Below are 22,912 nucleotides of genomic sequence, written 5' to 3' on the forward strand. Positions count from 1 at the left end.
ATGGCGAAAAGAAAACCACGCCTTGTTTGGCGCGTATTGAGTGCGCTCCTACTAGGGTTCGTTCTGATTGCTAGTACATCAGCTGGTTTAGCTTTTTTAAAAGTGAAGCAAACGGCAGACGCGTTTTTAACACCGTTAGATGGAGAGCGGCCGAAGCCACTCGAATCGATGAAGCCGGTCAATGTCTTGTTACTTGGCGTGGATGAACGGAAAAATGATAAGGGACGTGCCGATGCCATCATGCTTCTTTCATTCAATCCAAAAACAAGACAAGCGACTTCCCTGTCCATTCCAAGAGATATGCAGGTAACCGTTCCGTCTGGCGAAAAGACTAAAATTAATCATACCTATGCCTATGGGGGTGTGAAAGAGACAGTCGAAACGGTGGAGCAGACGTTTGAGACCGATATTCCTTATTATGCGAAGATCAACATGGATGGATTGATTGAGTTGGTCGATGCTGTTGGGGGTGTCACGGTCGACAATCCATCTGCCTTCAGTTGGAACGACCGTCGTCTTCAAAAGGAGTATGAGAAAGGGAAAATTCATCTGACGGGTCTTGAAGCGAGTGGTTACGCTCGGATGCGAAAGCAAGATCCACTCGGCGATATGGGTCGACAAATTCGTCAGCGTCAAGTGCTGGAAGCAGTCGGAATGAAGCTTGCTGGACCACAGTTGTTGACGCAACTCGAAAAGATCACGGATGTCATGAAAAACAACTTTACGACGAATATCGGACTGGATGTCGCAGCGCAGCTAGCGCAGGAGAATCAGCGTGGGTTCGAACAATTGAAGCCGCTGGAAATCGAGGGAGAAGGATATATCGCAAGTGATGGTGTCTGGTATTTCTTTGCATCGGACGAATCAATGGAACAGACGAAGCAGACGATCGCTAAACTTCTCGCGCGATCGTAAGTCATAATTAGTATTACCATCAAATAAACAAGGTTGAGCGTCTCTAGCACATGATTGTGGAGGCGCTTTTTCTTGCCTGTCTCTGAAGTAACCATCGTTCTTTTTGAAAAAAAGTGCTTGGTTCAAAAGTCTTATTTTCGATCAAACCGATGAAATAGGCTTTGACAGGACTTGTAAACGGATGCAAAATGAAAACGATTACATACCAAAAGGAGATGGCTACCGTATGAAACGCATGAGATCCGTTTGTATCGTTGCGCTAACGTTTGCACTGATATTTAGTGGACTCTCTTTATCCGGTCAAGCACTGGAAAAAGGGAAGTCGACATTGGTCATCATTCACTACAAGGAAGACCCGAATGCCACAAAGGATTGGAATCTGTGGTTATGGGCGAATGGACCGGATTATTTTCCGAATAAAGCCCACGCTTTTAACGGCGAGGATGCTTACGGAAAAATCGCAGCTTATGAATTCCCAGTGGATCAGCCGGAAAAAATCGGCTTCATCGTTCGAGATGACAACTGGAACAAAGATGGGGGATCTGAGAATGATCGCTTCATCACGAAAGATATGATTAAAAATGGTGTTGCTGAAATCTGGATCGAGTCAGGAAGCAAGAACATCTCGACAGTCAATCCAAGCAATGGAGCAGATGTCGAAAAAATTGATACGAACATCCACTATTACCGGTATGACAATGATTACGACAAGTACGGTGTCTGGTCTTGGCCGGAAGAGCAAGATGGCAAGCGTTTCGAGTTCGATCAGCAGGATGAGTTCGGTGCCATTGCCAAGGTAACGCTCGATAACCCAACGAAAGCACGTCTTGCAGGCGTCATTCCTCATCTTGAGGGTTGGTCGGAAAAAGACGGAGCTGATCGTTTCTTTTATGCAGGGGCGAAAGACATCTGGTTGATTGAAGGGGATCAGACGGTATACTACAACAAACCGGAAATTGATCGCACACCGAAAATCACAAGCTTTTTAGCAGATGACTTCCGGACGATGACATTAAAAACGAATGCACCGCTGACGGAAGAAGACTTAAAGGCATTTACGTTTGAAGGCGTGACGAATCCAGTCGTGTCAGCAATCGATGCCAAAACGGTAAAAGTCGAAGTCACTTCAGATATCGATTTAGCAAAAGTCGTCCGAGCATCTCATCCTGTTTTTGGAGAAGCAATTCTTGAAGCAGGTAAAGTGCTCCGTTCGAAAGCATTCGACCAAAAGTATGCCTACGATGGAAAACTCGGTGTCGACTATCAAAAATCGAAGACGACGTTTAAAGTCTGGGCACCGACAGCACAAGCCGTCGAGCTCGAATTGTATCGCTTACCAAAACAAGAAGCTGCTACGACAAAAGATATCACGCGCGAAATCAAGATGGAACGAACGGATCGTGGTGTGTATCAAGTAACAGTCAAGGGCGATCTTGACGGTGTCGGATACACATACGAAGTCAAACACGCCAAAGAATCAACGCGTGCTGTTGATCCGTATGCGACAGCAGTCGCCGTCAATGGCGACCAAGGTGTCGTCGTCGACTTACGCGAGACGGATCCAAAACGCTGGACGAATGGGAAAATGCCACTTCGCCATGCGACAGACGCGATCATCTATGAATCACACGTCCGTGATTTATCGATGTTTGATGTGACGAATTCAGGTTACGATTCAGGCATCAAACAAAAAGGGAAGTACCTTGGCGTCATCGAGCCAGGTACACGTTTGACGAAGGATGGTAAGAAAACGAAGACGAAGACGGGGCTTGATCATCTGAAGGAACTTGGCATCACGCACGTTCAGTTCATTCCAGTCTATGATTTCAACACAGCGTCCGTCGATGAGACGAACCCGCTTAAATCGTATAACTGGGGTTATGATCCGAAGAACTATAACGCACCAGAAGGATCGTATGCGACAAACCCCTATGATCCAAAAGTCCGAATCATAGAAATGAAGCAGATGATTCAAGGACTACATGACAATGGACTTCGTGCTGTCATGGACGTCGTTTACAACCACATGTTTGACGCAAAGGCATCAAACCTTGATAAAATCGTCCCTGGTTATTACTACCGTTATACAGAAGGCGGCGATTTAGCGAACGGAACGGGTGTCGGAAACGATACAGCATCTGAGCGTCAAATGATGCACAAATTGATCGTTGACTCTGTCTCATATTGGGCGAAAGAATACCACTGGGACGGATTCCGCTTTGACTTAATGGGCATTCACGACGTCAAGACGATGAATGCTGTTAAACAGGCGACAAAACGAATTGATCCGTCGATTCTCGTATTCGGAGAAGGGTGGAGCCTTGGAACACCGCTTCCGGATGCAGAGAAGGCCAACCAAACGAATACAAAACAAATGCCAGGAATCGGACATTTCAATGACAATCTACGCGATGCGCTCAAAGGTAGCGTCTTCATCGATTCAGATGCTGGTTTCATTAACGGAACAACCGGTCTTGAAACGCGCATCAAACGCGGAATCGTCGGAGAGATTGCTTATGACAAAGAGATTCAAGGATTTACGCAAGAACCAGATCAAGCCATCACTTACGTTGAAGCACATGATAACCATACGCTTTGGGATAAGTTAAACCTGACGAATCCACAAGACAATGACGCAACGAAGACAAAGATGCATCGTTTGGCTTCAAGTATCTTGTTGACGTCACAAGGAACGACGTTCATCCATGCAGGGCAGGACTTCATGCGGACGAAGGGCGGAGACCATAACTCGTATAAATCACCGGATTCTGTCAACCAGCTCGACTGGAAACGGAAGATGGACCGTCAACAAGACGTTGATTATATGACAGGATTGATCGAGTTACGTAAAAAGAATCCAGTACTTCATTTAGCAACAGCAAAAGACATTCGTCGTTACCTGACGTTTGAAACAGCACCGGCACAAGTCATCGCTTATCGATTAGATGATGCTGCGCCACAACAAAAGGATGATCTCTACGTCATTCATAATGCGAATCGGACAGCAGTCGATATGAAGTTACCGACAGGGAAATGGAAGTTGCTTGTAGACGGTAAACAAGCAGGAACCAAAGCAATCCGTAAAGTATCAGGTACGGTTCGTGTCGAAGGACTTAGCTCATTCGTCTTATCGAAATAAGTGAACAGATAAAAAAGGACGTTCCGCAGTTGGCGGAACGTCCTTTTCGTCAGTCGAGAAACGTGCAATCAAGCGTAACGCTCATCCGTTTCTTCGTTCTCTTCTTCTTTCAGATTATCTTCTTCCGATTTCGAGACGATGACGGCACATGCTGCGTCACCAGTGATGTTGACGGCTGTCCGCATCATATCAAGAAGACGATCGACACCGATGATTAAAGCGATCCCTTCGACCGGTAGATTGACCGATTGAAGAACCATCGTCAACATGACGAGACCGACACCCGGTACACCGGCTGTACCGACTGAGGCAAGAACAGCTGTCAGGACGACAGTCGCAAGTTGACCTGGCGTTAAATCAACAGCGTAGACTTGCGCGATGAAGACAGTCGCGACACCTTGCATGATTGCTGTTCCATCCATATTGATCGTCGCACCGAGAGGCTGGACGAAACTTGAGACGGAACGCGGAACCTTCAACTCTTTTTGAGCCGTTTGCATCGCAACAGGAAGTGTTGCGTTCGATGAAGACGTCGAGAAAGCAAACAACATGACAGGTGCGAACTTCTTAAAGAAGAAGAACGGGTTCATCTTCCCTAGAAGTGAAACGGTCGAACCATACGTCAATACGGAATGGACGAATAGTGACAAGATGACAACACCCATATAAAGTCCCATTGCCTTCAGGGAATCAAATCCTTGTGAACCGACGGCTGATGCGATCAGGGCAAATGCTCCAAGCGGAGCCATCTTCATAACGAGCGTGATGAGGTACGTCATCAATTCGTTTCCTTGTTCGACGAATGTCCGTAACGTCGAGACTTTTTTACCGAGGAACGTGATTCCAAAACCGATAAAGACACTGAAGACGATGATTTGTAACATGTTGCCTTCTGCCATCGACGTGATCGGGTTCGTCGGGAACATACCGACGATTGTGTTGATTATGCTCGTATCTGGTAGATTTCCGTTATCATATTCAAGACCTTGCGTCTCGAAGTTACCGAACGTACCCGGCTTGATCAGTAATGACAAACCGAGAGCGATGACAATCGCGACAGCCGTCGTCGTCATGAAGTAGCCGATTGCCTTTCCGCCGACACGACCAAGCTCTTTTGGATTACCAAGACCCATGACGCCGAGAGCGATCGAGAAGAAGACGATCGGTACGACGAGCATCTTAATCAGGTTCAGGAAGATTGTCCCGATGGGTTGTAAAGCATATTTATTCAATCCCTCATAAATCGACTTATCCGGTAAGGTTGCAAGAATGATTCCGAGGATCACCCCGAGAATCAATCCCCAGATGATGCGCTTTGCTTCTTTCATAAGTGATGTCACACTCCTTTATTTGATAATTGTCTATATTTTGACACATCATCACCCATTTTGACAAAACATTTTAAAAAATACATGATAACGCTTACAAAAAAGTTTCTTGATTTTGATGCAGGAATGACTAGATTTTGTTGTCAAACTGATGCAACCATGAGAGGATAGAAAAGAACAAAAAGGAACAGCGTAGGGTATAGAAAAGTCGCTAGAATCAACTGTTGACCAAATTGTATATTCCTACTATAATGTTGTATGACGTGTCTGACACGTTTCCTTTAGTCGGTAATATCGGAGGGAGGGAAAACTAGTGGAAACTCGTGTACGTAAAAATGAATCACTTGAAGACGCACTTCGTCGCTTCAAACGTGGTGTTTCAAAAGATGGTACGCTTGCAGAAGTTCGTAAACGTAAACACTACGAAAAGCCAAGTGTAAAACGTAAGCTTAAATCGGAGGCTGCGCGTAAGCGTAAGAAGTTCTAACGTTAGAGAGGGTGTATCCTCATGAGTCTTCAGGAGCGTTTGACAGCGGATATGAAAGAAGCCATGCGTCTACGTGAAAAAGATCGTCTTACGACGATTCGGATGGTGAAATCATCGCTGCAAAATGAAACGATCAAACTCGGTAAGCAAGAATTGACGGACGAGGAAGAATTAACGATTCTTTCACGTGAAATGAAGCAGCGCAACGACTCCCTCCGAGAATTCGAAAGCGCTGGTCGTCACGATCTCGTCGAGAAAATTCAAGCAGAGATTGTCGTGCTCGAAGCTTATATGCCAAAACAGCTTTCCGAGGAAGAAGTACAGGAAATCGTCGACGCAGCTATTGCGCAGACGGGTGCCTCTGCTCCTTCAGATATGGGGAAAGTAATGGGTATCGTCATGCCACAGCTTAAAGGCAAGGCAGACGGTGCATTAATTAATCGACTCGTCAAACAACGGCTCGCTTAATACATGGAAAAGGTGTCCTTCGGGGCACCTTTTTTGTCGTTCCTGTCACAATTAAAAGTTTCTTGATGAATTCAGAATAGTCATGAAACCTTTTTGTTTTGAAAGCGTATATAATTATAGTAACGAATCAAAGTGCAAAAGAAGCAGCTTCTGACACGAATGAAAAGGGGTGAACGTACGCATGACGTTTAGCTTAGGGATGATTTTGGCGGTCTTCATGATCGGGGTCCTCATGTTACTGGTCGAAATATTCGTCACAGGGTTCGGAATTTTTGGAGTCCTCGGAATCGGCGCTGTCCTTGCTAGTCTGATCATGGCAGGTGCTACAGTTGGTCAAGTAGGCATAGCGATTGGACTTGCTGTATTTCTATCACTTGCGGCCGGATACTGGGCATATCGCAGAATTAAATCGAATCAATCCTTATTATGGAGAGGTTTGATTTTGACAGATTCCACATCGTCTGAAAAAGGCTATCTTTCTCATCAAGACAAAGTGCAATTGTTAGGACAAGAAGGAGTTAGTCTGACACCTCTCCGTCCGTCAGGAACAATTGAAATCGACGGAAATCGAATCGATGCCGTTACGGAAGGGACCTTCATTCAAGCGGGGGAAACGATCGTCGTAAAAGAAGTGACGCATGGACGCGTCATTGTTAGAGTCCAACATACGAAGGAGGAGTCCCACACATGACACCTGAATTATTGACTGTATTACTCATATCCGGAGGAATTTTAATTTTCCTCGCCATCTTCTTCACGCTCGTTCCGATTCCACTTTGGATTAGCTCGCTCGCAGCGGGAGTGCGCGTATCGATCTTTACATTAGTCGGGATGCGTCTTCGTCGAGTAACACCGTCTAAGATCGTCAATCCGTTGATCAAAGCGGTTAAAGCAGGATTGAACCTGAATACGAACCAACTCGAAAGTCACTTCCTTGCCGGTGGTAACGTTGACCGCGTCGTCAATGCCTTGATTGCAGCACACCGTGCGAATATCGAGTTGAGTTTCGAACGTGCAGCGGCGATTGATCTTGCTGGTCGTAACGTTTTGGAAGCTGTTCAAATGTCGGTTAACCCGAAAGTCATCGAAACACCATTCATCGCCGGTGTGGCGATGAACGGGATTGAAGTAAAAGCGAAAGCCCGGATCACGGTACGTGCGAACATCGATCGTCTCGTCGGTGGTGCTGGGGAAGAAACGGTCATCGCACGTGTTGGTGAGGGTGTCATCTCAACAATTGGTTCGTGTAATGACCAAAAAGAAGTACTTGAGAATCCAGAGATGATCTCACGGACGGTTCTTGCAAAAGGACTCGATTCGGGTACGGCGTTCGAGATTCTCTCAATTGATATCGCGGACATTGATATCGGTAAGAATATCGGTGCGGTTCTGCAGACGGATCAAGCAGAAGCAGATAAGAACATTGCGCAAGCAAAAGCGGAAGAACGTCGCGCAATGGCGATCGCAAGTGAACAAGAGATGAAATCACGTGTTGAAGAGATGCGTGCGAAGGTTGTCGCTGCTGAAGCGGAAGTGCCGCTTGCTATCGCTGAAGCGATGCGTGACGGTAACTTTGGCGTCATGGATTATGCAAACTACTTGAACGTGACGGCAGATACGAAAATGCGTCAAGCAATCGGTGGGCAATCATCACCAAATGACTCACAATAAAGGGTGAGACGGTATGGATATCATATGGGTCGGATTGATGATCGCATTCGGTGTCATCTCCGTCATCTCAAAAGCAGCGGATAAAAAGCCGAAGCAGACGAACCGGACACCTTCAAAGGAGTTCGGCGACTATGTGAAACAAATAACCGAACAGGTCGATACGGCGCGACAAGAGACGGTACCTCCACCTGTCGTTCGTAAAAAAGCACCGGCGAAGAAACAACCGGGGGTAACGCAAACAAAAGCGCGACCCGTTCATGAACGAACGGAATTGCAACAACGTTTGGACCAACGTCAAAAGCAACATTCGAAAAAAGGGATGTCCTCGTCGACGATTGGCGAAATCAAAGATAGCGTAGCAGACGGTGCCATTGGATCGTCGAGTCGTTCAGCATCAGCAACGACGATTTCACAAGATGAAATGCGACGTGCCATCGTTTGGAGTGAAGTTCTTGGTGCGCCTGTTTCCAAGCGCAAACGCTAATATTTGTATAGTGAGTCGATCCTACGAAACGCGTAGGATTGACTCTTTTTATTTCCTAAAAGGTGGGAACGGGTTTTTCTTTCCATCTTTTCGGCGGAAGTGCTAAAGTGGAAGAGATTAGATATGAAGCGATGACAACTTGTTATCCATGACTAGGAGGCCATTCACAACGTGATATTCAACGAAAGAATCCCATTTGCATTTTCGAATTCAGAACAGATTCAAGCATTCGTCGGTCCGAATGATGCAGTCTTACGTACGATGGAAGCAGAACTTGACGTTCAGCTGACGCATCGAGGAGATGAGCTGTTGGCACAATCCGAACAGGAGCAGTCTGTGATCTTAGCAGGACAGGTCGTAGGCGTCTTGAAACAACTTGTGAATCGTGGTGCTGTTTTAACAGAGCGTGACGCGACGAGCGCCATTCAACTCGCACGTCAAGATCGTGTGGATGAACTGCTAGAACTTTACGATACGGTCATTCATACGAATCATAAAGGAAAACCACTTCGTGCAAAGACACTCGGTCAAGCACGTTACGTTCGGGGAATCGACCGCTGTGATTTGACATTTGGTATTGGGCCAGCGGGAACCGGAAAAACGTATCTTGCTGTCGTGATGGCGGCAAAAGCGTTAAAAGAAGGTCACGTCAAACGACTCGTCCTGACGCGTCCGGCAGTAGAAGCAGGAGAAAATCTAGGATTCCTTCCAGGGGATCTTAAAGAAAAAGTCGATCCCTATCTACGTCCTCTGTACGATGCGCTACATGACGTGCTTGGTGTCGAACATACGGCTCGTCTGCTTGAACGTGGTGTCATCGAAATCGCACCGCTTGCTTACATGCGAGGACGGACGCTTGAACATGCTTTTGTCATTCTCGATGAAGCGCAAAATACGACACGGGAACAAATGAAGATGTTCCTGACGCGTCTCGGATTCCATTCGAAGATGATTGTTACGGGCGATTTAACACAAGTCGATCTTCCGCGTGGAAAAACATCTGGTCTACAAGAAGCGTTACATTTGCTCGGTAATGTCAAAGGGATTCATTTTGAGCACTTTGGCTCAGCTGATGTCGTACGTCACCCACTTGTCCGGAAAATCGTTGATGCTTATAGTCAGGATTTGACCTAAGCCGTTACGGAAAAAGAGGGAAAAGGGGGAGATGATATGCGCAAGGTTGGGGTCTGGGTTGGTCTTTTGACAGTAGTATTCTATCTCATCGTATCGACGATGATGTATGTCAGCGTTCGACCAGAAGCCTTGTCCGCAGAACCATTCTCAATTGCAGAAGAAGATATCCGGTCACCCTTGACGATGGAGGACCGGGTCGCAACAAATCAAATCAAGGAAAATTCGGTTGCTGCAATCGAGAGTCAGTATACGATCAAACAAGAGTATGCAGCACAACAAATTGATAAAGTCGAACAACTTTTTGCGAGTTTGTCCGGTATTAAAAAAACAAATGAGATCGGTAAAATCAAACAGCGTCTGCGTGGAACGGAGGCAGCGACACTGTTGAAGGATGATGAGTTACGCTTGCTTGTGACGTCGACGACAGCACTGCGGAATACGACACGTGACGTCGTCATTACAGCGATTGAAGAAGCGATGCGTCAACGCATCTCGTCCGATGGTGGTGAAGTAGCGGAAGCGCGTGAGAATGCGCGGACGGATATCGAACGTTCGCCACTCTCCTTTTCACTAAAAGCAGTCGCTAAAGCGTTGACTGATCAACTGATCGTGACGAACTACGTCTATGATCCGGAAAAAACGGAACAGCTCCGTAAACAGACGAGTGATAAAGTCGAACCGGTTATCATTTCAGAAGGTGAAGTGATCGTCAAACGAGGCGAAGTGATTTCACAAGATGCCTATCGTCAGCTACAACTCGTCGGATTGATTTCTGATCGACAGTCGTTGAAACCGTTACTCGGTGCGATGCTAATCAGTGCGTTGATGACTGCCTTTTTATTTGGCTTCATTCACCGTTCGAAACTGCGATACGCTCAAATGGGGCGGATTCGTTTATTTGGGCTTGTCTATCTCGTCGTCAGTCTACAATTACTCGTCATGTATGGTATGGCGTTCTTAGCAGACGACATCAATCCAGCATTTTACTTACTCACGCCGACGGCTTTTGCTGCGCTCGTCCTGCGCAATTTATTGAACGAACGGATTGCCTTATCAAGCTCTCTGTTCACGGCGCTTGCGGGAACGTTCTTCTATAGTACGAATCAAAACTTCAGCTTCAATATCGCAATCTATTTGTTGGTTGGTGGGTTAGTCGCAACATTTTTCCTACAATCTAGTTTGTCGCGTCGTCGTATTTTCATGAGCAGTATTTCGATTGCCGGAGCAAACATCGCGATTTTCTTAGCATTCGTCCTGTTACGAAGTGGTACGTTCGAACTGCGAGAAACGCTGATTTTAATCGGTTTTGCGATTGCGAGTGGTATATTGAGTGCCGTCCTAGCAATTGGACTATTGCCGTTTCTTGAAATGACGTTCGGTATTTTAGCACCGACCCGCCTACTCGAACTGTTGAACCCAACACATCCGTTACTCAAAAAACTATTAGTTGAAGCACCTGGAACGTACCATCATAGTATGATGGTCGCGAACCTAGCAGAAACAGCCTGTGAAGCAATCGGAGCAGATGGGTTGCTTGCACGAGTCGGAGCCTATTATCATGATTTAGGGAAAACACGACGGCCACTTTATTTCATTGAAAACCAGCATGGACGTAATCCCCATGATCGATTGACACCGGAAGAGTCGGCACGTGTCATCTTGGCACATACCGAGGATGGCGTTGAATTACTCGAAGACGCAAAACTTCCTGCAGCGATCATCGATATTTGCCGTCAGCATCATGGAACCTCTCTGCTTCGCTATTTTTATGTCAAAGCAGCAGAACAAGGTGAGGTCGACGAAGAGACGTTCCGTTACACAGGTCCGAAACCACAAACTCGTGAAGCGGCGGTCATCATGATCGTTGACTCGATTGAAGCGGCTGTTCGTTCGATGAAAGCTCCTTCAGAAGAAGGAATTCGGGACTTAGTCGCGAAAATCATTCGTGAAAAGATGATGGATGACCAATTTGCGGCATGTGACATTACGACACGTGAGATTTATCGCGTCGGTGAAAGTGCGTGTCATACTTTATCCGGTTTGTTCCATGAACGAATCGAGTATCCAGAATTAAAGAAAGAGGCAACGACATGAATATTTATATGACAGACGAAAATAATCGTCTAACGGAAGAACAACGACAGCTTGTCGAATCGATTTTGATTTACACGGCAGAACAAGAAGAAGTCGATTCAAATAGTGAGTTGTCCGTGACTTTCGTCTCAAACGATGAGATTCAAGAAATTAATCGTGAATGGCGTGGAAAGGATCAGGCGACAGACGTCATTTCCTTTGCGATGGAAGAACTAGGAGAAGATGAAATCGATTTTGGATTGCTCGAAGATGAACCAATCGTCCTTGGCGATTTGATCATTTCCGTGGAACGATGCCGTGAACAAGCGGCAGAGTATGGCAATCATTTTGAGCGAGAGCTCGGTTTCCTCGCTGTCCATGGTTTTCTCCATTTACTCGGATACGATCACATTGAAAAAGCAGATGAGGAAGTCATGACGAAGCGACAGGAGGAAATCCTGCATCACTTCGAGTTATATCGGGGCACATTGTGAAAAGCTGGTGGCAACCCTTTCGGCATGCCATGAACGGATTGCGCCAATCGATTCGAGAGGAACGGCATATGAAAGTTCATGTGACAGTTGGTGCCATCGTGTTACTTGTCGCCTTTCTATTACCCTTGACATCTGTCGAGCGAGCGATCCTCTTCTTGACGGTCGGGATCGTCATCAGTGCTGAGATGTTCAATACAGCGTTTGAGCGCGTCGTTGATCTCGTAACGCAGGAATGGCATCCGCTGGCAAAAGCAGTCAAGGATATTGCAAGTGGAGCTGTTCTTGTGTTGGCGCTTACATCTATTGCAATTGCACTATGCATCTTCATCCCATATTTGGTACAATAAGAATCCGGCCTTTTTGGCCAATACCGTTCCTAAGAAGGGGATATTCACATGAAAACAGAACAATTACTCGAACAAGCTAAACGTGCACGCGAAAAAGCGTATGTTCCATATTCGAAATTCCAAGTCGGTGCTGCTTTACTAACAAAAGACGGACAAGTCTTCCATGGCTGCAATATTGAAAACGCTGCATATGGTCTTTGTAACTGTGCAGAACGGACAGCAATCTTTTCTGCGTGGGCACAGGATGCGCGTGAGTATGCAGCGATGGCTGTCGTTGCGGACACGGAAGGACCGGTCGCACCATGCGGACAATGCCGCCAAGTGTTATCAGAGATGTGTGATGCGGATATGCCAATCTATTTGACGAACCTTAAAGGGGATGTCACAGAAACAACAGTGGGTGCCCTCTTACCAGGAGCATTCACGAAAGGGGATTTACATGTTTAAAGAAGGATTCAAATCGGGCTTTGTCTCGATCATCGGACGCCCAAACGTCGGAAAATCGACATTCCTCAACCGTGTCATCGGACAAAAGATTGCCATCATGTCTGATAAGCCACAAACGACGCGAAACAAGATCCAAGGTGTCTATACGACAGAAGACGTTCAGACGATTTTCATCGATACACCAGGGATTCACAAACCAAAACATAAACTCGGCGACTTCATGATGAAGGTCGCGACGAACGCATTGCGTGAAGTTGATGCGATTTTGTTCATGGTCAACGTGACGGAACCAAAAGGAAAAGGTGACGATTTCATCATTGAAAAATTGAAGGAACTCGATACACCCATCATTCTCGTCATGAATAAGGTCGACTTGATTCATCCGAATGATATTCCGCCAATCATCGAGTCATATAAAAATGAGCTTGAGTTTGCGGCAGTCGTTCCAATCTCTGCGTTACAAGGTAACAACGTCGGACCGTTACTTGAAGAAATCGCGAAGATCTTACCGGAAGGACCGATGTATTACCCGGCGGATCAAGTCACTGACCACCCGGAGCGTTTCATCATCTCAGAGATGATCCGTGAGAAAGTCCTGCAAAAGACACGCGATGAAGTACCACACTCGATCGCAGTCGCGATTGATCAAATCAAGACGCGTGAGAATGGCAACATGGTCGATGTCCATGCGACGATCTTGATCGAGCGCGATTCCCAAAAAGGAATCATCATCGGTAAACGCGGAGCACTTCTAAAAGAAATCGGCTCTGAAGCACGAACGGACATCGAGATGTTACTCGGAACGAAAGTTTACCTGAACTTGTGGGTTAAAGTCCAAAAAGATTGGCGCAACAAGGCCGGTCAATTGCGTGAACTTGGCTTCCGCGATGACGAGTACTAAGCGATGATCGATAAGGCGGAAGGGCTTGTACTACGAACGGTCGTATACGGTGAATCGAATAAAATCGTCACGCTACTGACACGTGAATACGGCAAGCTCGCCGTCATGGCGCGAGGAGCGAAGAAGCCGGGTAGTCGTTTTAACGCGGCAAGCCAGCCTTTCGTTCGAGCCGTCTATATCTATCCAAGGTCACGTGGTCTCGGTCAGTTGAAATCAGCAGACGTCATCACGAGTCATGCGCATATCCGGCAAGATGTCGTCTTGATGGCGTATGCGATGTATCTACTGGAGCTTGCAGATAAAGCGCTTGATGAACGTGTGCCGCAACCGGCACTCTATGATTTGTTCGTCGAAGGACTGGAGGCGATGGATGAAGGACTCGATCCCGACGTCGTCTCCTTCATCATCGAGTTGCGCCTGTTGCGTCATCTAGGGATTGCGCCACACTTGAACGGCTGTACGATTTGCGGGAGTGCTGAAGCACCGTTTGCTTTTTCGTTACACCACGGCGGTCTACTCTGTCGCCGGCATCGCCATGAGGATGAACATGCTGTCTTCATGTCAGAAGCAGTCGCGAAGATGCTCTACGTGTTTTCTGTCTACGATTTTTCGCGGATCGGGACCGTGACAGTGAAGCCGGAAACGAAGCGTCTATTGCGTCAAATCATGGATGCTTATATGGAACGCTACAGCGGGTTACGCCTGCGTTCAAAACGTGTCCTCGACCAGTTGATTGATTTCGGCAACGATTGACAGCAACAAGCGGGTTCGGTAGAATAAATGCGGTAGAAGCAACTAAATGAACACGATGACGAAAAGGAGTACCGTCTTTTTCTCAATCAAGCGATTCCAGGGTGGTGCGAGCTGGGAGTGAGAGGGGCGCGAATGGCGTTTCGGAGTGTTCTTTGTCAAAAAGAGTGGCATGCGATGCATGCAAGTAGGGTGGAACCGCGGGCTCGTCTCGTCCCTATGTGCAACGATTGTTGTACATAGGGGCGTTTTTTGCGTTCCTTAATCATTTCGGAGGTGAAAGTCGTGAAGATGACAGTACAAGACATGATCTTGACATTACAAAAATTTTGGGCAGAACAAGGCTGCTTGACGATGCAAGCATACGACGTAGAAAAAGGAGCCGGTACGATGAATCCGATGACATTCTTACGGAGTCTCGGACCAGAACCATGGAACGTTTGTTATACAGAACCATCACGCCGTCCGGCTGACGGTCGTTACGGGGAAAATCCGAACCGTCTGTATCAACATCATCAATTCCAAGTCATCATGAAACCATCACCTGACAACATTCAGGAATTGTACTTACAAAGTCTCGAGTTGCTCGGTATCAACCCACTCGAACATGATATCCGTTTCGTAGAGGATAACTGGGAGAACCCGACATTCGGTGCTGCAGGTCTCGGCTGGGAAGTATGGCTGAACGGGATGGAAATCACGCAATTCACGTATTTCCAACAAGTCGGTGGAATCGAGTGTAATCCGATCGCAGTAGAGATCACTTATGGAATCGAACGTCTCGCGTCGTACATTCAAGACGTCGAGAGTGTCTTTGATCTCGTTTGGACGGATGGCTTTAAATACGGTGATATCTTCTATCAACCGGAGTTCGAACATTCGAAGTATACGTTTGAAACATCAGATGTCGCCTTACTCTTCACGTTGTTCGATCAATATGAAAAAGAAGCGAATCGTGCCTTGGACGAGAATCTCGTTTTCCCAGCGTATGATTACATCTTGAAATGTTCGCATACCTTTAACCTTCTCGACGCGAAGGGTGCGATTTCTGTTACGGAACGTACAGGATTCATCCATCGTGTCCGGAACATGTCGCGCCGTTGTGCGCAAAGTTTCATCGAAGAACGGGAACGTCTTGGCTTCCCATTGATCAAGTCGAAAGCAGGTGAGTCACATGCATGAATTATTACTTGAAATCGGTTTAGAAGAGATGCCGGCTCGATTCGTCCTTCAATCCGAAACACAACTCAAGGAACGCGTGACGCGTTTCCTTGAAGAAGCTCGGATTGAGTTCACAAGCGTCGAATCCTTCTCGACACCACGTCGTCTTGCAGTGTATGTCAAAGGTCTCGCAGCACGTCAAAGTGACCTCGAAGAGACATTAAAAGGACCAGCAAAACGTATCGCGATGGACGAAGCAGGGAACTGGACGAAAGCAGCCGAAGGGTTCGCGCGTGGTAAAGGGTTAACGACGGACGATCTCTTCCTTGGAGAAGAAAAAGGAGTCGAGTATCTCTATGCGACACGTAAGGAAGTCGGACAAGCGACAGCCGATCTACTTCCTGGACTAAAACAAGTCGTCGAAGCGATGACATTCCCGAAAAACATGCGTTGGAGCACACAATCGTTACGTTACATGCGTCCGATTCGTTGGTTGATTGCCCTGCTTGACGATCAAGTCATCCCGTTTGAAGTCGCATCCGTCGAAACAGGTCGGACATCACGTGGACATCGTTTCCTCGGGCAGGACATCACGATCCTGCGTCCGAACGCTTATGTTGAAGCGCTCGCAGGAGAAAACGTCATCGTCAGTTATGAAGCACGTCGTCAATTGATCGAAGAACAAATCGCAGCGCTTGCGGCACGCGAACAATTCGAAGTGCCGATTGATGCGTCTTTACTTGAAGAAGTCACGAACCTCGTCGAGTATCCGACAGCCTTGTTCGGTGCATTCGATGAAGCGTATCTTGAGTTACCAGAAGAAGTCTTGATCACGACGATGAAAGAACACCAACGTTACTTCCCGGTCAAACGTGACGGTGCGTTGCTCCACTATTTCGTCACGGTACGAAACGGAAACGCAACACATCTTGAAAACGTCGCACGCGGAAACGAAAAAGTCATCCGTGCCCGTTTAGCCGATGCGCAGTTCTTCTATGAAGAAGATAAAAAAGCAGATATCGATGAACAGGCGAAACGCCTTGATAAAATCGTCTTCCATGAAAAATTAGGAACGACAGGCGAAAAAGTCCGTCGCGTCCGTCAGATGGCGCTCGCACTTGCAGATCGTGTCGGTGCGGACAAAACACGTGTTGAACGTGCAGGACAAATCTATAAATTCGATCTCGTCAGTCAAATGGTCTATGAATTCACAGAATTACAAGGTCTGATGGGTGAGCGGTATGCGAACATGAAGAATGAGGATCCAGAAGTCGCGGCTGCGATTCGTGAACATTACATGCCACGCTTCGCGGGGGATGCAAGTCCGGAGACACCGACAGGAACACTCTATGCGATTCTCGATAAGATGGACAGCGTCGCTGGATTCTTTGGTGTCGGTATGATTCCAAGTGGATCAGCGGATCCGTATGCATTGCGTCGTCAAGCACAAGGGATTGTTCAGATTTTATCAGATCGTAAGTTGAATCTGACATTGACTGAACTGATTGCTTTCGTCGTTTCAGAACAGGTGGCAGCAGGTCTTTACGCGAAGGATGCCGAAGAAGTTCAAGCTGCATTACAAGACTTCTTTGCACAACGCTTGAAATACCGTCTATCGGAAATGAACTTCCGTCATGATGTCGTCGAAGCCGCTCTTGATCATACGTTGACAGTCGAAGCGAATGAGCAGCGTGCTGCGATGCTTGAAAGTGCGACGAAAAAAGAATCGTTCAAGAAAACGGTCGAACAACTCAGCCGTGTCTTAAACATCTCGAAAAAAGCAGAAGACGCCACAACTGTTAATCCAGCGCTCTTTGAAAATGATGCGGAACGCGCGTTACATGAGGCGATTGAGAAGACCTTACCAGAGGTCGATCAAGCGATCGCGTCACTTGATTATGAACGAGCGCTTGAGGCACTTGAGGCAACCGTTCCGTCGATCACAGCATACTTTGACGGTACGATGATCATGACGGACGACGAAACAGTCCGCACGAACCGTCTTAGCGAAATGAAACGATTTGCGCAAGCCATCGAATCAGTCGCCCGGTTCAATGCACTTACTTTAGCGTAAAGAAAAAGGACGGATGAGCCGATGAAGTTAAATGAACGGCAAAAAAAGATACTCCAAATCGTCAAAGAGAACGGTCCGATCACGGGAGAGCAGATTGCTTCTGCACTCTCCTTGACACGGGCGACGTTACGACCCGATTTGTCGATTTTAACGATGACCGGCATGCTAGAAGCGCGTCCACGTGTCGGCTATATGTACGTTGGAAAGAAAAATGCGTCCATGCTTCATGAGAAACTCGACACCTTGACCGTCGGCGAATTCATGTCGTCGGCAAAGGTCATTCATGAAGGGATGACCGTATACGATGCGATCGTTCACTTATTCCTTGAAGATGTAGGTTCGCTGTTCGTCGTCAGTAAGGACCATGCGTTGGTCGGTGTGTTGTCACGTAAGGATTTTCTACGTGCGGCAATCGGTAATCAAGAGTTAGACTCGTTACCGGTCAATATCATCATGACACGGATGCCGAATTTGACGGTCTGTGAAAAATCGGAGACGTTGATTGGTGCCGGTATGAAACTGATCGAAAAGCAGATTGATTCAATGCCAGTCGTCGAAGAGGAGAACGGCGTCTTGAAAGTCGTGGGTCGAATGACGAAGACGAACATGACGAAAGTGTTGGTCGCTTTAGCACGTGATGAAGAAATTTAAGGAGGGTTCCTGATGCGTCAACGGATTTATGTCGTGAGTGACTCTGTCGGAGAGACGTGTGAACTCGTCGTCCGCGCAGCTGCAATCCAATTCCCGGAACAAGCCATCGAGACGGTCCGCATTCCGTTCGTCGATGATGATCAAGTCATTTATGACTTGGTTCTTCATGCGAAAGAAGAACAAGCGACGATTGCTTTTACGATCGTTCATGCGACCCATCGTCGTCTGCTTGCAGATACAGCTCGTGCCCACGGTGTAAAAGCGATTGATCTACTTGGTCCATTGCTTGACACGATGGAAGATCGCTTGCAGATGCAACCGAAGGAAGAGCCAGGTTTAATCTATCGCTTAGATGAAGAATATTTCCGAAAAATCGAAGCGGTTGAGTTTGCTGTCAAGTATGACGATGGACGTGATCCAAAAGGTATCAAACGTGCGGATATCGTCTTGATCGGGGTGTCGCGTACATCAAAGACACCACTTTCGCAGTATCTGGCTTTGAAGCGATATAAAGTAGCGAACGTACCACTCGTACCTGAATCGATCCCGCCAGCGGAGCTATTCGACATTCCAAAAGAAAAATGTTTTGGACTACTCATCTCACCGGAAAAGTTGATCGACATCCGAATGGAACGCCTGCGTTCATTAGGACTCAAACCAGAAGCAGCATATGCGCAGATGGACCGAATCAACCGGGAACTCGAATACGCACGGAATTTATACGAACGAATCGGTTGCCAAGTCATCGACGTGACGAATAAAGCAGTCGAGGAAACAGCGAATCTGATTTTGACTGGAATTTCCGGGAAAGCGCATGACTAGTCAAGCAGTCAGGAACATAGTATACTTGTTTAGCTGATAAATGAGATAATGCCCTTTTTCTAATGAAACGGAACGAGTCATCGTTCCGTTTCATTGCGGGTATGGTCATGTAAGGATAAGTTCTCAAGGAAAGGGGAGAGGACGGAATGAAGCGAATTCCTGATGAAATCGTCGATCAGATCCGCCAAGCAACGGACATCGTCGAATTGATTTCAGAACGTGTAGAATTAAAAAAACAAGGGAATCGATATTCAGGGCTTTGCCCGTTTCATTCTGAGAAATCACCTTCCTTTTCTGTTTCTCCTGATAAAGGGATGTACTACTGTTTTGGATGTGGTGCAGGTGGAAACGCGATCACTTTTGTCATGGAAACAGAAGGAATGAGTTTCAAGGAAGCCGTCTCTAAATTAGCTGATCGCAGCGATGTCACACTTCCAGAACTGGAGCCGGATCGATTCGAACAATCGGAATCGACACCTGAACAGGAAAAGAAGTTCCGGATGCGCGAGGCACATCGGATCGTCACCGAGTTGTATCATGAGGTGTTGATTCAAACGGAAGCAGGCGACGCGGGACGAATCTATTTAGAGAATCGTGGTATCCGTGAGGGTGCGATGCGTGAGTTCCGACTCGGGTATGCACCGGATCAAGATCGTTTTACAGTGGATTCCTTGGCACGGCGTGGGTTTGATTTAGATGAGATGGTCGAAGCGGGATTGATTTCAATCGGACGCGATGGCGATTATCGAGATCGATTCAACGGTCGAGTCGTATTTCCTATCTCCGATCGTGATGGCACGATCGTCGGATTTAGTGGACGTTCGATTGATGGTCGTGATCCGAAGTATGTCAATACAGCGGAAACACCTTTGTTCAATAAAAGTGAACTGTTATTCGGATTCGCTCAAGCACGAGGGGCGATGCGCAAAATCAAACAAGTCGTCCTCGTTGAGGGGAATCTTGATGTTGTGCGTGTCGCTCAAGCGGGTATACCTTATACGGTAGCCTCTTTAGGAACAGCCTTAACACCGGTTCATGCCCAAAACCTAGCACGTATCGTCGATGAAGTCATTATTTGTTATGACGGAGACAAGGCAGGACGCGCTGCGACGTTAAAAGCCCTACAATTGCTTGAAGCCGTTGCCGTCGACTGTTCCGTCATCCGTTTACCGGATGGCGAAGACCCGGATTCCTTCATTGGGAATCAGGGCGAAGAGACGTTTTTACACTGGATCGAACAAGAACGGGTTTCAAGTCTTGAATTCAAATCTTTTTATTTTCGACAAGGAAAAAACTTGCGATTAGAAGGAGAACGCGTTCGATATATTGAAACTATGCTTGAAGAGATTGGTCGAACATCCAATCCGTTGTTACGGGACATTTATTTAGGAAAACTTTCTGAGGAATTTAAACTCTCGAAAGACTCCTTGATCGCACAAGTGCGTCCAACCGTCCAACAACCGAAGAGAGAACAAATCGTTTCCGATCGCCCAACTGCTCTACCGACAGCACCTCCTGACCGAACGTTCGCGAACTGGAAAAAGGCAGAACGCTTCTTGCTTGCCTACATGATCCGTTCAGAAGAAGTATGTCTTGAAGTGCGAGAGCAACTAGGTGTCCAATTCAATGATCCGGCACACCAATTGATTGCCGGCAAGCTATATGAATTTTACGGAGCAGGTACGCAAGGAAGTCCTGATCGTTTTTTGACGATGTTGCACGACGCTTCTTTGCAACGAATCGTAGCGGATTTAGAGTTCATGCTGATGCCTGAGTATGATCCTGATTTACTCAGTCACTACATTCGTGCCGTCCAAAATGAACAGCAACGTCGGTTGTTAGAAGAAGAAAAGTCACGATTGAATCAACAAACAGATATCCGTGCTCAAGCGGAGCTGATGCAGGCGATCATAGAACGGAAGCGTCGTTTAAAAGATCGATGACCTGCTGCATGATGTGGAAGGAGTGTATGGTTCGATGGCAGAAAAAGCAAGATCAGAAGCTGAATTACTCCGTCTCGCGAAAGAGGAACTCATCGCGCTCGGACATAAAAATGGTGAATTGTCACACCAAAAGATCGAAGACAAACTAAGTTCGTTCGAATCAATGGATGCTCAGCAATTCGAGGAATTCCTTCAATTGCTTGAAACAGAAGGTATCAAGGTCAACAATGACGGCACAGGGGACGAAAAAGAAGAGGCGGATCTAAACGATTTGTCTGTTCCTCCTGGTGTCAAGATCAATGACCCTGTCCGGATGTATCTAAAAGAAATCGGCCGCGTTGATCTGTTGAATGCAGAAGACGAAGTCGAACTCGCTAAACGAATCGAGCAAAACGATGAAGAAGCAAAAAAACGATTGGCGGAAGCAAACTTACGTCTCGTCGTTTCGATTGCGAAGCGTTATGTCGGACGCGGTATGTTGTTCCTTGATTTGATTCAAGAAGGCAACATGGGTCTGATCAAAGCGGTCGAAAAATTCGACTATACGAAGGGATATAAATTCTCGACGTATGCAACATGGTGGATTCGTCAGGCAATCACACGTGCGATTGCTGACCAAGCGCGGACAATCCGAATTCCGGTTCACATGGTTGAGACGATCAATAAATTGATTCGTGTCCAGCGTCAACTCTTGCAAGATCTCGGACGTGAACCATCACCGGAAGAAATTTCGAAAGAGATGGAAATCACGCCGGAAAAAGTCCGTGAAATCCTGAAAATTGCGCAAGAGCCGGTTTCTCTTGAAACTCCAATCGGGGAAGAGGACGATTCACATCTCGGAGATTTCATCGAGGACCAAGATGCGACGGCACCACAAGATGCTGCAGCATACGAACTCTTGAAAGAACAACTCGAAGATGTGTTAGATACACTGACGGATCGTGAAGAAAACGTCCTTCGTCTTCGTTTTGGTCTTGACGATGGTCGGACACGGACACTTGAAGAAGTCGGAAAAGTATTTGGCGTTACACGTGAGCGGATTCGTCAAATCGAAGCAAAAGCACTTCGGAAGTTACGTCACCCGAGTCGTTCGAAACGCTTGAAAGATTTCCTCGATTAATTCAAAGTGTGAAGAATATATGAAATTTTAGTGGGAAGGAAGAAAAAAGTTTCGTTTTTTTCTTCCTTCCCTGTTTTTTTTACAGTAGAATAGTAACGGGGAATACCATTCAGTCACCAACTTGGTTGGGTATAGAATATGGGGGGAATCCAAATGCGTAATCCATTAGTACCGTTCGCGGCGATCGCAGTCATCGCCATCATCGCTATGATTTCATTGTCTTACTTTGGGGTCGATCAGGTGAAGGAAGCTCGCAAAGGGCCGTCAACTGCAGAAATGAAGCCGGAAGACTTATTTGCATCTAAAGGATGTACAGGATGTCACGGTGGAAACTTAGAAGGCGGAACAGGTCCGAACTTAACAAAGATCGGCGCGAAGCTGAAAGAAGATGAAATTAAAGACATCGCAATGAACGGTAAAGGGCAAATGCCTGGCGGTCTTGCGAATGACGAAGAAGCAGCTGTTCTAGCCAAATGGTTAGCTGCTAAGAAATAAGAACAAGG

General features: G+C 46.8%; 22 protein-coding genes. 21 read left to right on the forward strand and 1 reads right to left on the reverse strand.

Annotation, left to right across the window (positions count from 1 at the left end; all coding sequences use genetic code 11):
* Together KNQ08_RS00810 and pulA are read left to right on the forward strand one after the other, a co-directional pair.
* Positions 1–915 carry an LCP family protein gene (locus KNQ08_RS00810; RefSeq protein ID WP_251133594.1) on the forward strand — a complete coding sequence of 305 codons (915 nt, stop codon included), beginning with the start codon at positions 1–3 and terminating at the stop codon, positions 913–915.
* Positions 916–1,141: 226 nt separating this feature from the next.
* A complete protein-coding gene (gene pulA, locus KNQ08_RS00815) occupies positions 1,142–4,054 on the forward strand; it encodes a type I pullulanase (RefSeq protein ID WP_214804389.1) in 2,913 nt (970 codons plus the stop codon).
* A 68-nt stretch (positions 4,055–4,122) separates the two neighbouring features.
* Here pulA and KNQ08_RS00820 read toward each other — a convergent pair whose 3' ends face one another.
* Positions 4,123–5,382: a dicarboxylate/amino acid:cation symporter gene (locus KNQ08_RS00820; RefSeq protein ID WP_214804391.1), complete on the reverse strand. Its 1,260-nt coding sequence runs from the start codon at positions 5,380–5,382 to the stop codon at positions 4,123–4,125.
* A gap of 313 nt (positions 5,383–5,695) precedes the next feature.
* Here KNQ08_RS00820 and rpsU point away from each other — a divergent pair, with 313 nt between their 5' ends.
* The 19 genes from rpsU (at position 5,696) to cccA (ending at position 22,904) form a co-directional block, all read left to right on the forward strand.
* The gene (rpsU, locus tag KNQ08_RS00825) at positions 5,696–5,869 is read left to right on the forward strand and encodes a 30S ribosomal protein S21 (protein ID WP_012369719.1); all 174 of its coding nucleotides are present in this window, start codon (positions 5,696–5,698) and stop codon (positions 5,867–5,869) included.
* Positions 5,870–5,890: 21 nt separating this feature from the next.
* The gene (locus tag KNQ08_RS00830) at positions 5,891–6,337 is read left to right on the forward strand and encodes a GatB/YqeY domain-containing protein (RefSeq protein WP_023467485.1); all 447 of its coding nucleotides are present in this window, start codon (positions 5,891–5,893) and stop codon (positions 6,335–6,337) included.
* A gap of 169 nt (positions 6,338–6,506) precedes the next feature.
* The gene (locus KNQ08_RS00835) at positions 6,507–7,028 is read left to right on the forward strand and encodes an NfeD family protein (protein WP_235147624.1); all 522 of its coding nucleotides are present in this window, start codon (positions 6,507–6,509) and stop codon (positions 7,026–7,028) included.
* On the forward strand, positions 7,025–8,008 hold the full coding sequence (gene floA, locus KNQ08_RS00840; RefSeq protein WP_023467489.1) for a flotillin-like protein FloA: 984 nt from the start codon (positions 7,025–7,027) through the stop codon (positions 8,006–8,008). The genes KNQ08_RS00835 and floA overlap by 4 nt, the downstream gene beginning before the upstream one ends.
* A gap of 13 nt (positions 8,009–8,021) precedes the next feature.
* A complete protein-coding gene (locus KNQ08_RS00845; RefSeq protein WP_214769005.1) occupies positions 8,022–8,492 on the forward strand; it encodes an MSCRAMM family adhesin SdrC in 471 nt (156 codons plus the stop codon).
* Positions 8,493–8,663: 171 nt separating this feature from the next.
* The gene (locus KNQ08_RS00850) at positions 8,664–9,626 is read left to right on the forward strand and encodes a PhoH family protein (RefSeq protein ID WP_023467492.1); all 963 of its coding nucleotides are present in this window, start codon (positions 8,664–8,666) and stop codon (positions 9,624–9,626) included.
* A gap of 36 nt (positions 9,627–9,662) precedes the next feature.
* Positions 9,663–11,720, forward strand: a complete 2,058-nt coding sequence (locus tag KNQ08_RS00855; RefSeq protein ID WP_214804393.1) for an HD family phosphohydrolase — start codon at positions 9,663–9,665, stop codon at positions 11,718–11,720.
* A complete protein-coding gene (gene ybeY, locus KNQ08_RS00860; protein ID WP_029341033.1) occupies positions 11,717–12,193 on the forward strand; it encodes an rRNA maturation RNase YbeY in 477 nt (158 codons plus the stop codon). The genes KNQ08_RS00855 and ybeY overlap by 4 nt, the downstream gene beginning before the upstream one ends.
* 29 nt (positions 12,194–12,222) lie before the next feature.
* The gene (locus KNQ08_RS00865; RefSeq protein ID WP_241492327.1) at positions 12,223–12,540 is read left to right on the forward strand and encodes a diacylglycerol kinase; all 318 of its coding nucleotides are present in this window, start codon (positions 12,223–12,225) and stop codon (positions 12,538–12,540) included.
* A gap of 48 nt (positions 12,541–12,588) precedes the next feature.
* The gene (locus KNQ08_RS00870) at positions 12,589–12,987 is read left to right on the forward strand and encodes a cytidine deaminase (RefSeq protein ID WP_023467498.1); all 399 of its coding nucleotides are present in this window, start codon (positions 12,589–12,591) and stop codon (positions 12,985–12,987) included.
* The gene (gene era / locus KNQ08_RS00875) at positions 12,980–13,888 is read left to right on the forward strand and encodes a GTPase Era (RefSeq protein ID WP_023467500.1); all 909 of its coding nucleotides are present in this window, start codon (positions 12,980–12,982) and stop codon (positions 13,886–13,888) included. Before KNQ08_RS00870 ends, era begins: the two co-directional genes overlap by 8 nt.
* A gap of 3 nt (positions 13,889–13,891) precedes the next feature.
* A complete protein-coding gene (recO, locus tag KNQ08_RS00880; RefSeq protein ID WP_023467502.1) occupies positions 13,892–14,641 on the forward strand; it encodes a DNA repair protein RecO in 750 nt (249 codons plus the stop codon).
* A gap of 288 nt (positions 14,642–14,929) precedes the next feature.
* Positions 14,930–15,820, forward strand: coding sequence for a glycine--tRNA ligase subunit alpha (gene glyQ, locus KNQ08_RS00885; RefSeq protein ID WP_029341034.1), 891 nt, complete (start codon positions 14,930–14,932; stop codon positions 15,818–15,820).
* Positions 15,813–17,873 (forward strand): glycine--tRNA ligase subunit beta, encoded by a 2,061-nt coding sequence (glyS, locus tag KNQ08_RS00890; protein ID WP_149426944.1) that lies wholly within the window; start codon positions 15,813–15,815, stop codon positions 17,871–17,873. The genes glyQ and glyS overlap by 8 nt, the downstream gene beginning before the upstream one ends.
* A 21-nt stretch (positions 17,874–17,894) precedes the next feature.
* Entirely contained in the window at positions 17,895–18,524 is a 630-nt protein-coding gene (ccpN, locus tag KNQ08_RS00895) for a transcriptional regulator CcpN (protein WP_035398363.1), read from the forward strand.
* Between the two features lie 12 nt (positions 18,525–18,536).
* Positions 18,537–19,346 (forward strand): pyruvate, water dikinase regulatory protein, encoded by an 810-nt coding sequence (locus tag KNQ08_RS00900; protein WP_047396410.1) that lies wholly within the window; start codon positions 18,537–18,539, stop codon positions 19,344–19,346.
* Between the two features lie 146 nt (positions 19,347–19,492).
* Positions 19,493–21,289 carry a DNA primase gene (gene dnaG, locus KNQ08_RS00905; protein WP_214804395.1) on the forward strand — a complete coding sequence of 599 codons (1,797 nt, stop codon included), beginning with the start codon at positions 19,493–19,495 and terminating at the stop codon, positions 21,287–21,289.
* 34 nt (positions 21,290–21,323) lie between these two features.
* Positions 21,324–22,409: an RNA polymerase sigma factor RpoD gene (gene rpoD, locus KNQ08_RS00910; RefSeq protein ID WP_023467512.1), complete on the forward strand. Its 1,086-nt coding sequence runs from the start codon at positions 21,324–21,326 to the stop codon at positions 22,407–22,409.
* Positions 22,410–22,562: 153 nt separating this feature from the next.
* The gene (gene cccA, locus KNQ08_RS00915) at positions 22,563–22,904 is read left to right on the forward strand and encodes a cytochrome c550 (protein WP_029341040.1); all 342 of its coding nucleotides are present in this window, start codon (positions 22,563–22,565) and stop codon (positions 22,902–22,904) included.
* Positions 22,905–22,912 lie beyond the last annotated feature (8 nt).

The organism is Exiguobacterium sp. s46, from assembly GCF_018618875.1.
GTDB classification, from domain to species: Bacteria; Bacillota; Bacilli; order Exiguobacteriales; family Exiguobacteriaceae; genus Exiguobacterium_A; species Exiguobacterium_A abrahamii.